A 15595-nucleotide genomic window follows, 5' to 3' on the forward strand; every position below is an offset into this window, starting at 1 on the left:
CGTCATCCGTGCCTGCACGGCGCGCAAGGACTAGGCTTGCTCTGAGCATTCCGGTCCGGTGTACCGCCGGACACTTCAACGGTCTATCCAGGGGGATATACATGGGCCCGAAAGACAGCCCTGACGCAGCCGGCAACAACGGCAGCAGCAGGGACAACAACAGCGACTTCGGAGCGGGCAACAACCCGCCCAAACCCCCACCTTGGCAGGTGCCCAAGCCAGAACTCCACCCTGAGCTGTTCACTCCTGTGCAGGAGAACCAGCAACAGGACAAACCGACGGGGAAGCGCAGGAAAGCGCCTGCAGGCGCTGCTCCCAACGCGCCCGGAACCCCTCAACCGGGGCAGCCCCTCCCCGTGGTGGATCCGTTCGCCAAAGAACGCGAACGCGGCGAGGCCGAGGCAGCCAAGAAGAAGAAGCGGTTGCAGCGCCGCACCGTCGTCGTCGGTCTTGGCGTGACAGCACTGTTGGCTGGAACCATTACCGCGATCGTGGCCAGCAACGAGCAGGAAGCTGACTACGCCCAGGTCTGTTTCAACGAGGAAACCGGCGAGCGCGTTGATGACAACGAGTGCAACAACAGCAGCTCGGCCGGCCGAAGCTCCGGGGTCTACGCCTGGTACTTCTACTCCCGCGGCGCCAGCGTGCCTGCTGTGGGGCAAAACCGCACCGCTTACCCGAGCTACACCAAAAACGTCCCAACAGGAGCCAAGTCCTCCACGGGCTACAGCACCAAGGGCGGCACGGTCAGCCGCGGCGGCTTTGGCAGCAGCTCCAAAAGCGGCGGAAGCTCGGGAGGCTAGGCGTGCGTCGACTGCCCTCCGAGCCCAGGCCGGACTGGAAGCAAAAGATCGAAGAGCAGGGCCTGGTTTTCTCCACCACCACCATGCCCGATGGCCGCAAAATCGAATACTGGAACGAATCGGCGTACTACGAATTCACCGAGGACGAAGTGGAGACCCTCGAGAAGACCGCGGAAGACATGCACATCATGTGCTTGGAGGCCGCCAAGTACCTGGCAACCGGAGCCATGGGCGATCTCGGCATTGGGCAACAAGCTCTGGAGCTGGCCGGAGAGTCACTGCTGGCCGCGGATGTGGACGTCTACGGCCGTTTCGACTTCATCTATGACGGCAAGGGCGGCCCGGCGAAGATGCTGGAGTACAACGCCGATACCCCTACCGGGCTGATCGAGGCCTCCGTGGCCCAGTGGTTCTGGCTCCAGGACGTCTTCCCGGAAAAAGACCAGTGGAACGGAATCCATGAGGCCCTGATCCGGCAGTGGAAGAAACTGCAGTTCCGCACCGGCATGAGCACGCTCCACGTGGCGCATTCCGAAGCGGAGGAATCCGGCGAGGACTGGATGACGGCTGCCTACATGAGGGATGTTGCAAGCCAGGGTGGCTGGACCACCATCGGCATCAACATGTCCGACATCGGCTGGGACCCCAACCTGAACCGGTTCGTGGACCTGGACAACTTCATGATCAGCACCATGTTCAAGCTGTATCCATGGGAGCTGATGATGAAGGAGCCGTTCGGGCAACGACTCCTGCAGCGCGCCCACAATCCGCGCTGGGTTGAGCCGGCATGGAAGATGCTGCTGTCCAACAAAGCCCTTCTTGCGGCCTTGTGGCATCTGTACCCCAACCATGAAAACCTGCTGCCGGCCTACCTCGGCGATCCCGGTCCCCTCAAGGAATGGGTGGCCAAACCGCTGCACGGACGGGAGGGCGACAACATCCGCATCCACGCCCCCGGCATTGAAATCCAGCAGCCAGGCGGCTACGGCCGTGAAGGCTGGTGCTTCCAGCAGTACCACTCCCTGCCCGACTTCGATGGCAACCATCCGGTCCTGGGTCTGTGGGTGGTAGATGGCGAATCCGTCGGTTGCGGCATCCGCGAATCGGACGGCCCCATCACGGACTACTTCTGCCGCTTTGTCCCCAATACCATCGACGCCCCGGCGCCCATTGCGCCCCCTGCTACTTCCTACGGAGCTGCACTATGAGCACTGAAACCTCGACGCCGGGTGGCGGTTCAGCGGGCGGCGACCCTACCGCCGTCGTACCTTCAAAAGGCCTTCACGCCGGGATCCTTGACCTTGGCGACTCCGTCATGCTGGGCCTGGCATCCACCGCGCCCGTCTATTCGCTGGCGGCCACGCTGGGGCTCATTGTTGCCGTCAACGGCAACTACACGCCGCTGATCCTGATCCTCGGTTTCCTCCCGGTCCTGTTCATTGCCTACGCCTTCCGTGAGCTCAACAGCGCCATGCCGGACTGCGGCACCACGTTCTTCTGGGCCCGCAAAGCCTTCGGCCCGTGGGCCGGCTGGCTGGGCGGCTGGGGCGTGGCCCTCGCCGGAATCGTGGTTTTGGCCAACCTGGCGCAGATTGCCGGCAAGTACCTTTGGCTCCTGATCGGCGATGGTTCCCTGGCCGACAACACGTGGCTGGTGACGGCCACCGGCGTGCTGTTCATCGTGTTCATGACGTATGTGAACCATCGCGGCATCCGGCTGGGCGAGCACGTCCAACGCACCCTGACCTATATCCAATACATCTCGCTGGGTATCTTCGCGGTGGCCATTGTTTTCCGCATTGCCGGCGGAGCGCCTGAAGGACAGGCGTTCGACTTTGAATGGTTCAACCCGGCCGGCGCATTTGCCGACCCCGGCGCTGTGGTCCATGGTGTGTTGCTGGCGTTGTTCATCTACTGGGGCTGGGACACGTGCCTGGCCCTCAACGAGGAAACCGAAAACCCTGCCAAGACCCCAGGCCGTGGCGCCGTCATTTCAGCCTCCGTGCTGGTGGCGATCTACGTTTCCGTTGCACTGCTTGTGATGATGTACGCCACGATCGGTACCGACGGCATCGGCCTGGGCAATGAGGCCAACCAGGATGACGTCTTCCTGGCCATGAAGGACGTAGTGCTGGGTCCTTGGGGCTGGCTGATCATCGTGGCTGTGCTGGCGTCCGTCCTGTCCTCCACACAAACCACCATCCTGCCCACCGCGCGCGGAACACTGTCCATGGGCGTGCACGGCGCGCTCCCCGCCCGGTTCGGCAAGGTCCATGAGCGCTTCATGACCCCGGGCTTCTCCACCCAGGTCATGGGTGCGGTGGCCGTGGTGTACTACGTAGCCATGAGTTTCCTCAGCGAGAACCTGCTGTCCGATTCCATCAGCGCCATCAGTTTGTTTATCGCGTTCTACTACGCCCTGACCGGTTTCTCCTGTGTGTGGTTCTTCCGCTCCACGCTCAAGGATTCTGCCCGAAACCTGTGGTTCCGCGGCATCCTGCCGTTCCTCGGAGCGCTGTCCCTGACGGCTGCATTCTTCATCTCAGCAGTGCAGATGTGGGACCCGGCGTACGGGGACACGCAGATCTTCGGCATCGGCGGGGCGTTCGTCAGCGGCGTACTGTTGCTGGCCCTGGGTGTTGTGCTGGCCATCGTGTGCCGCTTCGCACCGTCCACCCGAGGCTACTTCACCGGTGAGCGAGCCGAGGCCGGGGTGATACGCGGCGAATAGCCTTGGCGCACCTTCCCGGTTAGTCCTCCAGAAAGGGCCGGAAACCCCCGCGACACGGGTGTTTCCGGCCCTTTGTCTGGTTCTGTGGCTGGAAAGCCGGGACCAACTGGGAAGGAACGCAGGCTCAGCGTTGCCTTGAGGCCCACTGACGCAGACGGGTAGGCACATCCGGAATGTCCTCAATCCGGACTGAGTGGAGCCGGAGGGCAACGAACCAGCAGACGAGGATGGCCACGGCACAGAAAACGCCTGCACTGGACGCCATGATCCATAAACCGGGCGTCTGGACATTCAAGTCAGGCGAACCCAGAACGGTGCCGACGGTCTTTGGCGAGAAAAAGAACACCAGTGTTGAAACAGCCAGCACGGCACTCATCACTACCCGTTGGGCCTTGTAACGGGCCGGTGTTTCCTTGATGGTCCAGGCGAACGCCGGCAGGATGATGGCCATCCAGACCCAGTGGTGGGACCACGAAACCGGGCTGATGAGCAGCATGGCAAGTGCCGTCGTCGAAATGGCAATAACGCGTGCGCCTTGGGCGCTGGCCTCCCTGACCAGCAGAGCCGCCAGGACGACGGTAGCCAATCCCAAGGCGATCCAGGGAGGGGTTACGGCGTCGTGCGGGACGCCGAAGTGCAGAAGGGCGCCCTTGATGGAGAGGTTGTCCACGTAGCCGGCACCGCCGATCCTGGACGTATCGGGGAGGATTTCCAGCCAGAACTGCAAGGACTCTGCAGGCCTCAACAACCAGCCAAGCAGCACCGTGCCGGCAAAGCCGATGGACATGTTCGCCAGCCCACGCCAGTCCTTGCGCATCAGGAAGTACAGGCCAAACACCAAGGGTGTCAGTTTGATGCCGGCGGCAACACCCACCAGGAAGCCCGTGCCCCGGAAGCCCCGCCGCTTGGACAGACCGCCCAGGAGGTCGATGACCATCAGGCCCATGAGGATGATGTTGATCTGCCCGAACGCCAGCGTTTCGCGCCACGGCCCAAGGAACAGGACTCCAAGGAACAACGCGGCGGCTATCCAGCAGTTCTTCTTGGAGGACAGCGCACTCCGAAGATCTGGCTTCGATGACCAGTACCGGACGATGGTGACAGACACCCAGGCCGCCACGGCGACGCCTGCAACGTTGAACAACATGAGCGCCGACGATTGTGGCAATCGGGCCAACACACCAAACACGAGGGCCGCGAACGGCGGGTACGTAAAGGGGAGCTGCGGGCCGCCGGCTGAAGCGACAGTGGGGCCGTACAGGTCCGACGGCGACGTCCCGGACTGGTTCAGGATGCTTCCGCCGAACCAGTAGACGCTGAAGTCCAGGCCTTGCTTGGCCCAGTCGGCGAGCATCATCCATACCGGAACCGCCATCACGGCCAGCGGCAGCAGGCGAAGGAACACCGAGGATGGATGTACCGGCGTGCCCGGTGGTGCGGCCGCCGCCTCGGCCCTTAAATCGACGTCAGGCAGTGCCATGCAAAATCCCCCAAGTTAACCAAATCGCAGAGGGGGACGTGTGCGACCCCCGCCTCCATACTACTGAAGGGGATTCCCCGGCCGGCGGGCTGCATGGTCCCAGCCGGCGGGCCAGCCACCTAGGATGCTGGAATGAGCGATTCAACGACGAACACCTCCGACGTCCTGGCCCTCGACTCCCTGCTTACGGTGGAGGAGCTGGCTCTCCGCGACAAAGTCCGTGATTTCACGGCCCAACGGATCCGTCCCGCCATCGCACGCTGGTATGAGGACGCTCATTTCCCGAGGGAGATCGCCCCCGAGCTGGGCGAGCTCGGGGTTCTGGGGATGCATCTGGAGGGGTACGGCTGTCCCGGCAGGTCCGCCGTCGAGTATGGTTTGGCAGCCATGGAATTGGAGGCCGGAGACTCCGGGATCCGCACGTTCGTCTCGGTGCAGGGTTCCCTCGCCATGACGGCGATCCACCGCTGGGGCTCCGAGGCGCAGAAGGAGCAGTGGCTTCCGCGGATGGCGGCCGGCGAGCTGATCGGATGCTTCGCGCTAACGGAACCCAGCGCGGGTTCGGATCCATCATCCATGACCACGTTTGCCCGTGAAACTGCCGATGGCTGGGTCCTTGATGGCACCAAGCGCTGGATTGGGCTCGCGTCCATTGCGGACGTCATGGTGGTGTGGGCCAACACTGAGGATGGAATCCGGGGCTTCCTTGTTCCCGCCGGAACAGCCGGGGTAACGGCGACGCCGATCGAGCCGAAGCTCTCCATGCGTGCCTCAGTTCAGTGCGACGTAACGTTCGACGATGTGCGGCTGGATCCTGAAGCCATCCTCCCTGGCGCCGCTGGACTTCGCGGACCCTTTACGTGCCTGAACGAGGCGCGCTACGGCATTGCATGGGGTGCCATGGGGGCTGCGCGGGACTCGTACGAAGCTGCCCTGGAATACGCGGGCACCAGGCTCCAATTCGGCCGCCCCCTGGCCGGTTACCAATTGACGCAGGAGAAGCTGGTGAACATGCTGGTGGAGATCCAGAAGGGCACCATGCTTGCCCTTCACCTGGGCCGCTTGAAGGACGCCGGCCATCTTAGGCCCCAGCAGATTTCCCTGGGCAAGCTGAACAACGTCCGCGAGGCCATTAAGATCGCCCGGGAAGCCCGCACCATCCTGGGCGGGAACGGCGTCACCTTGGACTATTCACCCCTCCGGCATGCCAACAACCTTGAATCCGTGCGGACCTACGAGGGCACGGATGAGGTCCACACCCTGATCCTGGGCCAGCACATTACGGGCATCGGGGCCTTCCGAGGCTAAAGCACCCAAGTATGTAACAGCACATGTCGGTTTGAGCCCCCAATGGGACGTTTGCTTACACCTGGTTGGGTCAGGGCTCGGGGAGGACCACCAGCGTGAAATAGCCGCGCAGGCCCTTCACCACGTCCACCTCGTCGGGAGCCAGCAGCCATTGCGTCTGCAGCCCGTCCCACAGGGCTACCAAGGACATGGCAGCCAATTCAGGGTCGACGCCGGGCCGGAGCCTGCCTTCGGCAGCCAGCTCGGCGAAACGCAGCGCGTAGCTCTTCCGAAGACGTTCGAAGCGTTCGGTGAAATACACCCGCCCGGGGTGGGAATCGGTGACGGATTCTGCACACAGGACGATGTACAGCTCAACCACGCCCGGAATGTTCTCGTTGAAGAGCGCCGTCCGGATGACCGAGTCAACCAGGCCTTCTTCCATGTCGTCCGGAAAGGCGTCGCCGGTGATTTCGTCGCGCCGCTCCAGGACTGCCATCAGGAGATCGCGTTTGGACGGGAAATAGTGCAGCAGGCTGGTTTGGCTCAGCCCCACCCGGTCAGCAACATCCTGCAGCGATCCGCCACGGTACCCGTGGGCAGCAAATACCTCGTGGGCAGCATCCAGGATGGTCCGGCGGCGTTCCTCGGATTTCGCGTAGGGGCCCCGCCTCGCTGCGCGGCCCACGTCCTTTGTGGTCATGGCTAGCCAGTGTACATGCGCGTTACAGCCTCAGTGCGAAATTCGAGTGGTTACTCGAATTTTCTGTTACCGTGGTCACACTTGCCTCGGCGGGACCCACAAATCCCGGAGCGCGGCATCGTCAACCTGACACGAAGAGGTGAAGGCTTATGACCCGATTCACGCGAAGACAACTCCTGGGCGCTGGCCTGGGAACAGCAGCCATGGGCTTGCTGACCGGGTGCGCAACTCCTGGAACACAGTCCGTCAACGCTGCCCCCACCATCCCGGCCGCGGGAGAGCCTGTGCGGCTGACCTACTGGGCCTGGCTCAAGGACTTCCAGAACGTTGCGGACGTCTGGAATGCTGCCCACCCCAACATCCAAGTGGACGTGGTGTGGATCCCGGGAGGCAACTCCGGCGGGTACCAAAAGCTCTACTCGGCCTTGGCAGCAGGAGGCGGGCCGGACCTGGCACAGGTTGAATTCAGGTCCATCCCGGAGTTCATGCTGGTGAATGGACTCGTGGACCTCTCGCGCTACGGCGCCAACGACCACGCCCACCTGTACGATCCCACCCTGTGGAAGCAGGTCAGTTACACCGGAGGCGTCTACGGTATCCCCCAGGATGCAGGCCCCATGAGCATGTTCTACCAGCCGGCCATCCTGGACAAGGTAGGTGGCAGCATCCCAAAAACCTGGGACGAATGGGCTGCCCTGGCCGCCGAACTTCGCTCCGTGGACAGCTACCTGGACTGCTTCCCCATCAGTGATGCCTCTCCATTTGCCTCTTTTGCCGGCCAGGCCGGTGCGCAGTGGCTGCGCCCGGAGGAGGATGGTTGGGTCATCAACATGACCGATGACGCCACACTTAACACCGCGCGCTTCTTCGATAAAGCGATCGACGACGACCTCGTCACTACCGCGTACGGCGCCTTCTCCCCGGGCTGGTTTGCCGCTGCCGGCAAGGGCGGGATTGCCTCGACCATCACCGGCAGCTGGGGCGATGCCCTGGTGCAGGGTGTCAGCGGATCCGAAGGAAAATGGCGCGCCGCAGCGATGCCCACATGGGGTGCCACGGGCTTCGGCTCAAGCTACCTCGGCGGTTCCACGGCTGCAGTCCTGGCCAACTGCAAGCACCCTCAGGAAGCACTCGAGTTCGCCGTGTGGCTGACCACGTCCACAGAGGGTATCGACGCCCAGATCAAGCACAGTGGCATCGGCTGGTCACCCAACCCTGACTTCATTGGCACGGCCCGCCAACAGCCCTCGGCCTTCTTCGGCGGCCAGAGATACAACCAGGAAGTCTTCGTCCCCGCCACCCAACAGCAGAACCCGGACTGGTCCTGGTGGCCGGTGACCCAGCAGTCCTTCAACATCCTCAGCGACGGTTTCCGCAAGAAAGCCTTCGGGACGTCGCTGGTGGATTCCATCGCCGCTTCGGAGCAGCAGATCATCACCGTTTTCAAGAACAAGGGCCTCACCATCCGGAAGGAAACGGCATGACGACCACCCGCACCGCACCCACAGTACAGCGTCCCGCCGCCCCAGCACGCGGAGGCAAGCGGAACGGCGCCGCCGCACGTGCACCCTGGCTGCTGCTTGCACCATTCCTTGCCCTCTTCGTCCTCACATTCCTGCTGCCCATAGTGGTGGCCATCATGTCCAGCTTCACCAAAGTGACCCGCAGCGGACTGTTCGGCGAGGCAGGGGTAAGGAGTGAGTTCGCCGGTTTCAGCAACTACGCCCAGGCCTTGGCCGACGGCAGCTTCGTTGCGTCCGTCGGCAGGATGCTGCTGTTCGGCATCGTCCAAGTGCCCGTCATGATCGTCTTGTGCACGGTGCTGGCCCTCATGCTCGAATCAGCCTCGGCAAAGTGGCCGGGCTTCTTCCGCGCCGCCTACTTCCTGCCCTATGGCGTTCCCGGCGTCATCGCCACCATCCTCTGGTCCTTCTTGTATGTCCCCGGCCTGAGCCCCTTGTTCGACGCCGCGAAGATTGTGGGCCTCACCCCCGATTTCCTCGGCGCCAACAGCGTGCTCTGGTCCATCGCGAACATCGTCACGTGGAGCTACACGGGCTACAACATGCTGATCATCGTGGCGCAGCTCAAAGCCATCCCGGTGGAACTCTATGAAGCAGCCAAGGTAGACGGCGCTTCCACCTGGCGCGTGGCGAGGAGCATCCAACTGCCCTTGATTCGTCCGGCCCTCATGCTCACCACAGTGTTCTCCATCATCGGAACCCTGCAGCTTTTCGCCGAAGCACAGGTACTCAAGACGGTCGCCCCCGCCATCGACAGCCAGTACACCCCCAACCTCAGCGCCTACACCACGGCCTTCGCGTACAACGACTACAACGTCGCCGCAGCCCAGTCGGTCATCATCGCCGTGGCCGCGTTCGCCCTTTCCTTCGCCTTCCTCGCACTGACGAACAGGAAGTCCTCATGACCGCCACAGCAACCAAACAACCCACAGCCCCCGTCCGCAGCACACCATCCGCGGGTCCGGACCGCTCCGCCGGACGACGGCGGTCGTCCACCATCATTGTCACCGCCCTCTTGGTAGTCGTGGCGCTGTACTTCCTGATTCCCGTGTACTGGGTTGTCGTGGCCTCCACCAAGTCCACGGCCGATCTCTTCTCCACCAACGGATTCTGGTTCGCCCCGACGTTTTCCCTCTGGGAAAACATCGGCCGTGTGCTCAGCTACGACAACGGCATTTTTGGCCGTTGGTTCCTGAACTCCGCGATCTACGCCGGCGTCGGTGCCCTCCTGGCGACGTACTTTGCCGCAGCCGGGGGCTATGCCTTGGCAAAGTACCAGTTCCGTGGCCGGAACCTGGTATTCGGCACCATCCTGGGCGGCGTGCTGGTGCCGGGCACGGCAACCGCCCTGCCGCTCTTCCTGCTGTTCAGCCAGATGGGCCTTGCGAACACCTACTGGAGCGTCCTGCTGCCCTCGCTGGTATCCCCATTCGGCCTGTTCCTTTGCAGGATTTATGCCCAGGCCACCGTGGATACCTCGCTGATTGAGGCAGCCAGGATCGACGGCGCCGGCGAACTCCGCATCTTCCACACCATTGGGCTGAAGGTACTGACGCCGGCCCTGGTCACCGTGTTCCTGTTCCAGTTGGTAGGCATTTGGAACAACTACTTCCTGCCCCTGGTCATGTTGTCCGACTCGGAGCTCTACCCCATCACGCTCGGCCTGAACAACTGGCTGAGCCAGGTTGACCGTTTGCCCGAATTCTACGAACTGACCACCGGTGGAGTACTGCTCTCCATCATTCCGCTCAGCATTGCCATGGTTGTCCTGCAGCGCTTCTGGCGCGGCGGGCTGACAGAAGGAGCCGTTAAGTAATGACCCCGTCACCCGACGTCAACTACATCACCGATACCGGCCCCGGTACCGGCAAGAGAGTGCCGGCCCGGTCCTGGCTGCACACTGACGCCCCCACCCTGTCCCTCAACGGCCAGTGGCGGTTCCGGTTTCTCCCCGGCGCTCCCGGTACGCCGGGTGGACGCGGAGTCCTTCCTCCCGGGGAGGACATCGAAGCTATTGCTGATGAGGCGTTGGACGACTCCGGCTGGGACACCATCCCGGTTCCGGCCCACTGGGTCTTGGAGGGTGAGGGCCGCTACGGGCGCCCCATCTACACCAACGTCCAGTTTCCCTTCCCTGCCAATGCGCCGCACGTCCCGGACGAAAACCCGACGGGCGATTACCGCCGATGGTTCGAGGTCCCGGCAACCTGGGACGCCGCCGGGAGGACAGTGCTGAGGTTCGACGGCGTCGAGTCCCGCTACAAGGTATGGCTCAACGGCGTCGAAATCGGTGTTGGAACGGGCAGCCGGCTTGCGCAGGAATTTGATGTGACCGAGGTACTCCGCCCGGGACGCAACGTGATGGCTGTCCGCGTCCATCAATGGTCCGCCTCGAGCTATGTGGAGGACCAGGACCAGTGGTGGCTGCCTGGCATCTTCCGCGACATCAGCATCCAGTCCCGCCCTCAGAAGGGCATCGACGACGTCTGGTTGCGGACCTCTTACACCGCCGGCTCAGGCGTGATCGACCCTGAAATCACCGCTAACGACGCCGCTTACCCGGTTCGGCTGTCAGTTCCGGAACTGGACGTCGACGTCGTCTGGGACTCCCCTGCCGACGTCGCCCCGGTGGCGATCACCGCCGTCGAACCTTGGTCCGCAGAGGTTCCGCGCCTGTACAACGCAACGGTGGAAAGCGAAGGCGAGACCATATCGCTGCGCCTGGGTTTCCGTACCGTGGAGATCAAGGGTGACCAGTTCCTGGTGAACGGCCGGCGCGTGGTGTTCCACGGAGTCAACCGGCACGAGACTCACCCGGACCGCGGCAGGGTCTTCGATGAGGACTTCGCCCGGGCCGATCTTGCCCTGATGAAGCAGTTCAACGTCAACGCGATCCGGACCAGCCACTACCCGCCGCACCCGCGCTTGCTGGACATCGCGGATGAGATGGGTTTCTGGGTCATTCTTGAGTGCGACCTTGAGACCCATGGCTTCGAACGGCACGGCTGGGTAGGTAATCCCAGCGACGATCCCGCCTGGAGTGAAGCCTACGTGGATCGTATGGAGCGCACGGTGGAACGCGACAAGAACCACCCGTCCATCGTCATGTGGTCCCTTGGCAACGAATCCGGCACGGGCTCCAACCTGGCGGCAATGTCGGCGTGGACCCATGCCCGGGACAGCGGCCGGCCTGTCCACTACGAGGGCGATTACACCGGCGCTTACACGGACGTCTACTCGCGGATGTACTCCTCCGTTCCCGAAACTGAAGCGATTGGCCGCGACGATTCCGGCTCGCTCCTGCTGGGTTGCTCCGCTGCGGAGTCCGCCCGGCAGCGGAGCAAGCCGTTCATCCTGTGCGAATACGTGCACGCGATGGGTAACGGTCCGGGCGCGATCGACCAGTATGAGGACCTGGTGGACCGTTTCCCCCGGCTGCACGGCGGCTTCGTCTGGGAATGGCGGGATCACGGCATCCGCACCACGACGGCCGAGGGCACGGAGTTTTTCGCCTATGGGGGCGACTTCGGCGAGGTTGTGCACGACGGCAACTTCGTGATGGATGGCATGGTGCTCTCCGACTCCACGCCCAGCCCGGGCCTCTTCGAGTACAAGCAGATCGTCGCACCGATCCGCTTGGGCTTCTCCACGGAAGCGTCCGACGGCGGCACGCGCCGTTACGTCTCCGTCGCCAATCTGCGGCACACGTCGGACGCGTCCGACGTCGTACTGCGCTGGCGTACCGAGCTGGATGGTGTTCTTGCTGCTTCCGGTGAGCTCGATATCGTGACGCCGGCCGGCGGGCAGCTCGCTGCTGGTGATACTGCACGCCTCGCCCTGCCGGAGCCCGCATCCGTGGGAGCCGGTGAGCACTGGCTGACGGCAGAGGTTGTCCTCCGCAAGGACACCCCGTGGGCTGAGGCCGGCCATGTGATCTCTGCGGCGCAGTTCGAACTGACCGAAGCCCGTCCCCGCCTGAGCGCCCCGCGCCCCCTGGCGTCCGCCGAACGTGCGGCTGACGTTGTCCAAGGAACACTTTCGTTGGGCCCTGCCACCTTTGAGGACGGCCGATTGGTCTCACTTGCCGGACTGCCGGTCTCCGGTCCGCGGCTGGAGTTGTGGCGCGCACCTACGGACAACGACGCCGGTGCGGGCCGTGGCAGCTACGACCACGCCGATCCGTGGCTCAACAACGGCAACGGCACCCCTGCCCCGTCCATGGAAGCGGTATGGCGCGCTGCTGGTTTGGACCGGATCACAGCCCGCGTTGAGAAGATTTCTGCCGACGAGTCCGGAGTTGTGGTCCAGACCCGCTATGCCGCTGCAGATGCCGCCCAGTGGGTGTCAGTAGGGGAAAACTGGCAGCTCGCCGGTGGCGAACTGTTCCTGCGCGTGGACATCGTCCCCAGCACGGGCTGGGACATCATCTGGCCAAGGGTAGGAGTGCGATTCGACCTTCCGGGGTCCGTGGACCGGGCCTCGTGGTTCGGCACCGGACCCCGGGAATCCTACCCGGACAGCATGCACGCCACGCTGGTGGGACGGTACGAGGCAGGCATCGATGACCTCACGGTGCCGTACGCCAAGCCGCAGGAATCGGGACACCGCAGTGCTGTCCGCTCGCTTGACCTGCAGCAGGCCGGGCAACCCTGGCTGACGCTCGATGCCATTCCAGACTCCCGTGGCCGCTTGCCCGGGTTTACTCTCTCCCGGCACACAGCGCAGGAGATCTCGGCAGCTGGTCACCCGCACGAGTTGCCGGAAAGCAAGGGCAGCTTCCTCTACCTCGATGCTGCCCAGCACGGCCTCGGATCCAGGGCGTGCGGACCGGACGTTTGGCCGGAGTATGCGTTGCGCCCCGAAGCCCGGACGCTGACGTTCCGGATCACTGACGGCCAGTCGGGCTGACGGAGCGTTGCGGGGCCCGCTCTGCGTCCTTCCCGGTGGGGATGGCACGCAGAGCGGGCCCCACAACCAGCCCCAGGCAATATCCAGTCAGGAAACCGCCACAGGCTCCTTCTTCACGGCGTCCTTCCGGATGGTGGCACTGATGACCGCAGCCACGGTGCACATGGCAGCCGCACCCAGCCACGCGTAGTTGTAATGTCCGGTGGCATCCCTGATGAAACCGGCCAACAGTGCTGCCACTGCGGCTCCAAGCTGGTGGGCGGCGAACACCCAACCGAAGACCACGGAGCCGTCCGCACCGAAGACTGAGCGGCAGATAGCTGCGGTGGGAGGCACGGTGGCAACCCAGTCGAGCCCGTAGACCACCACGAAAATGATCATGCTCGGCTCCACGGTCGAGCCCAGCAGCAACGGCAGCACCAGCAACCCGATTCCCCGGAATTGGTAGTACACCGCCAGCAGCACTTTGGGGTTGAAACGGTCGGTCAGCCAGCCGGAAGCAATGGTCCCCACGATGTCAAAAATCCCGACGACGGCCAACAAGCCAGCCGCTGTGGTTTCGGGCATGCCGTGATCGTGCGCCGACGGAATGAAGTGCGTGCCGATCAGTCCATTGGTGGTTGCTCCACAAATCGCGAAGCCTGCCGCCAAGGCCCAAAAGGTGCGGACTTTGCTGGCCCGTTTAAGCACCTGCAAGGCACGGACAGCCGCGTTCGCGGAATCCTTTGTCGCCGGCGTGGTTGCTCCGGCGTCGGCTGCCTGGGTGTCAGCTTCGTGCGCACGAGGCTCCCGCACGACCGGTTCCTGGGCGCCGTACGGCAAGACCCCGACGTCGGCGGGTGAGTTCCGCAGCCAGCGCAGCACCAGCGGGACCACGGCGAGCGCACCGGCGGCGATGAGGAGCGAGGCCCCGCGCCACCCCGGGTTCTGGGCGAGCGCGGCGATGAAGGGAAGGAACACCAGCTGCCCGGCGGCACTCCCGGCGGTCAGTATCCCGATCACCAGTCCACGGCTCTTGGCGAACCAGGTGTTGGCGATGGTGGCCGCGAACACGAGGGCCATGGAGCCTGTGCCGAGGCCGATCAGCAAACCCCAGGTCAGCAGGATCTGCCAGGACTGGTTCACGAACACGGTGAGGGCCGACCCCAAACCGATGAGGCACAGCGCCAGAGAGGTCACTTTGCGGATGCCGAAGCGTTCCATGAGCGCTGCCGCGAACGGCGCCGTCAGGCCAAACAGGACCAGGTTGATGCTGACTGCCAGCGACAACACCGTTGTTGACCAGCCGAACTCCTCCTGTAACGGAACCATGAGCACGCCGGGTGCCGCACGGAATCCTGCTGCCCCCACCAACGCCAGGAAGGCCACCGCTGCCACGATCCAGGCGGGGTGGATGCGTCTGCGTCTGCCGGTGGGAGCACCCGATGTTTTGACCTGGGCTGTCTTTTCGGGCGGGGTCATGCGGGGATCTCCGTTTCAAGGGAAGAAGGTGGGCGGGTTTCCGGCGCGACGGCCAGTGGAAGCGGATGCTCGCTGCGCGTGAAGCTGTGCCAGCTGGTGTTGGCTGCGGTCAGGTTGGTGCCGCAGTGAGTGCAGGTATCGGCGGAGGATGTTGCCTGACCGCAGTCCGTGTGGACCACCTCCATGTGGGACACCTCATTGGGTGCGTCCAGGTTCTTCCCGGCCCATATGATGATGGCGTTCAAGACGGGCAGTGCGTCCTCGCCTCTGGCGGTGAGGACGTATTCCTGACGGGTGCGGGTGCCGTCGTGATAGGCGCGCCGGGCCAGCAGACCCGACTCAACCAGCCAGCCAAGCCGTTTGCTGAGGACGTTGTCCGCAACCCCCAGGCGTTGCTTAATGGCCTCGTACCGGCCGTTGCCGAAGAAGATCTCGCGGAGGACCAGGCTTCCCCAAGGGTCACCAAGGACATCGAGCCCGCGGGCCAGGCTGCACGTGCGGGCGGACCAGTCGGAGCGAAGAGGCATGGGGTCAAAGTAGCTGACTTTTCTCAAGAAAGCCAGGTGCCGGCCCAAGAACATGCCATTGAGCCAAGTAGTACCCACGTCGTTTCGTAGAAAAGACGAGTAGCCACCACGGGTGCTCAAAGGTCCATCGGGTTCTTAGAATCGAAAGTGTCTGGGGATTCCTGAATATCCG

The 15595-nt window shown here is 63.6% G+C and carries 12 protein-coding genes; 8 read left to right on the forward strand and 4 right to left on the reverse strand.

What is annotated here, in order from left to right:
- Positions 1–101: 101 nt before the first annotated feature.
- Genes ABIE35_RS01100 through ABIE35_RS01110 form a run of 3 tightly spaced genes read left to right on the forward strand, consistent with a single transcriptional unit; the run spans position 102 to position 3534 of the window.
- The gene (locus ABIE35_RS01100; protein ID WP_354512050.1) at positions 102–803 is read left to right on the forward strand and encodes a Tat pathway signal protein; all 702 of its coding nucleotides are present in this window, start codon (positions 102–104) and stop codon (positions 801–803) included.
- A 2-nt stretch (positions 804–805) separates the two neighbouring features.
- Positions 806–2011: a glutathionylspermidine synthase family protein gene (locus ABIE35_RS01105; RefSeq protein WP_354512051.1), complete on the forward strand. Its 1206-nt coding sequence runs from the start codon at positions 806–808 to the stop codon at positions 2009–2011.
- Positions 2008–3534 (forward strand): APC family permease, encoded by a 1527-nt coding sequence (locus ABIE35_RS01110; RefSeq protein ID WP_354512052.1) that lies wholly within the window; start codon positions 2008–2010, stop codon positions 3532–3534. The genes ABIE35_RS01105 and ABIE35_RS01110 overlap by 4 nt, the downstream gene beginning before the upstream one ends.
- A gap of 124 nt (positions 3535–3658) precedes the next feature.
- Here ABIE35_RS01110 and ABIE35_RS01115 read toward each other — a convergent pair whose 3' ends face one another.
- Complete coding sequence (locus ABIE35_RS01115) at positions 3659–5014, reverse strand: glycosyltransferase 87 family protein (protein WP_354512053.1); 1356 nt, start codon at positions 5012–5014, stop codon at positions 3659–3661.
- Between the two features lie 132 nt (positions 5015–5146).
- Between ABIE35_RS01115 and ABIE35_RS01120 the strand changes: the two genes are divergently transcribed.
- Complete coding sequence (locus ABIE35_RS01120) at positions 5147–6322, forward strand: acyl-CoA dehydrogenase family protein (RefSeq protein ID WP_354512054.1); 1176 nt, start codon at positions 5147–5149, stop codon at positions 6320–6322.
- A 70-nt stretch (positions 6323–6392) separates the two neighbouring features.
- On the opposite strand, the gene ABIE35_RS01125 is transcribed toward ABIE35_RS01120, so the two are convergent.
- A complete protein-coding gene (locus tag ABIE35_RS01125) occupies positions 6393–7004 on the reverse strand; it encodes a TetR/AcrR family transcriptional regulator (RefSeq protein ID WP_354512055.1) in 612 nt (203 codons plus the stop codon).
- A 149-nt stretch (positions 7005–7153) separates the two neighbouring features.
- Here ABIE35_RS01125 and ABIE35_RS01130 point away from each other — a divergent pair, with 149 nt between their 5' ends.
- From ABIE35_RS01130 to ABIE35_RS01145, 4 genes are read left to right on the forward strand one after another with little or no spacing between them, the layout of a single operon-like run.
- The gene (locus ABIE35_RS01130) at positions 7154–8488 is read left to right on the forward strand and encodes an ABC transporter substrate-binding protein (protein WP_354512056.1); all 1335 of its coding nucleotides are present in this window, start codon (positions 7154–7156) and stop codon (positions 8486–8488) included.
- The gene (locus tag ABIE35_RS01135) at positions 8485–9432 is read left to right on the forward strand and encodes a carbohydrate ABC transporter permease (protein ID WP_354512057.1); all 948 of its coding nucleotides are present in this window, start codon (positions 8485–8487) and stop codon (positions 9430–9432) included. Before ABIE35_RS01130 ends, ABIE35_RS01135 begins: the two co-directional genes overlap by 4 nt.
- Positions 9429–10343 carry a carbohydrate ABC transporter permease gene (locus ABIE35_RS01140; RefSeq protein WP_354230375.1) on the forward strand — a complete coding sequence of 305 codons (915 nt, stop codon included), beginning with the start codon at positions 9429–9431 and terminating at the stop codon, positions 10341–10343. Before ABIE35_RS01135 ends, ABIE35_RS01140 begins: the two co-directional genes overlap by 4 nt.
- The gene (locus ABIE35_RS01145) at positions 10343–13435 is read left to right on the forward strand and encodes a glycoside hydrolase family 2 TIM barrel-domain containing protein (RefSeq protein ID WP_354512058.1); all 3093 of its coding nucleotides are present in this window, start codon (positions 10343–10345) and stop codon (positions 13433–13435) included. Before ABIE35_RS01140 ends, ABIE35_RS01145 begins: the two co-directional genes overlap by 1 nt.
- A gap of 87 nt (positions 13436–13522) precedes the next feature.
- On the opposite strand, the gene ABIE35_RS01150 is transcribed toward ABIE35_RS01145, so the two are convergent.
- Both ABIE35_RS01150 and ABIE35_RS01155 read right to left on the reverse strand, forming a co-directional pair.
- The gene (locus tag ABIE35_RS01150) at positions 13523–14896 is read right to left on the reverse strand and encodes an MFS transporter (protein ID WP_354512059.1); all 1374 of its coding nucleotides are present in this window, start codon (positions 14894–14896) and stop codon (positions 13523–13525) included.
- Positions 14893–15423, reverse strand: a complete 531-nt coding sequence (locus tag ABIE35_RS01155) for a winged helix-turn-helix transcriptional regulator (protein ID WP_354512060.1) — start codon at positions 15421–15423, stop codon at positions 14893–14895. The genes ABIE35_RS01150 and ABIE35_RS01155 overlap by 4 nt, the downstream gene beginning before the upstream one ends.
- Between the last annotated feature and the right edge of the window lie 172 nt (positions 15424–15595).

This window comes from Paenarthrobacter sp. 4246 (assembly GCF_040546855.1).
Taxonomy (GTDB): domain Bacteria; phylum Actinomycetota; class Actinomycetes; order Actinomycetales; family Micrococcaceae; genus Arthrobacter.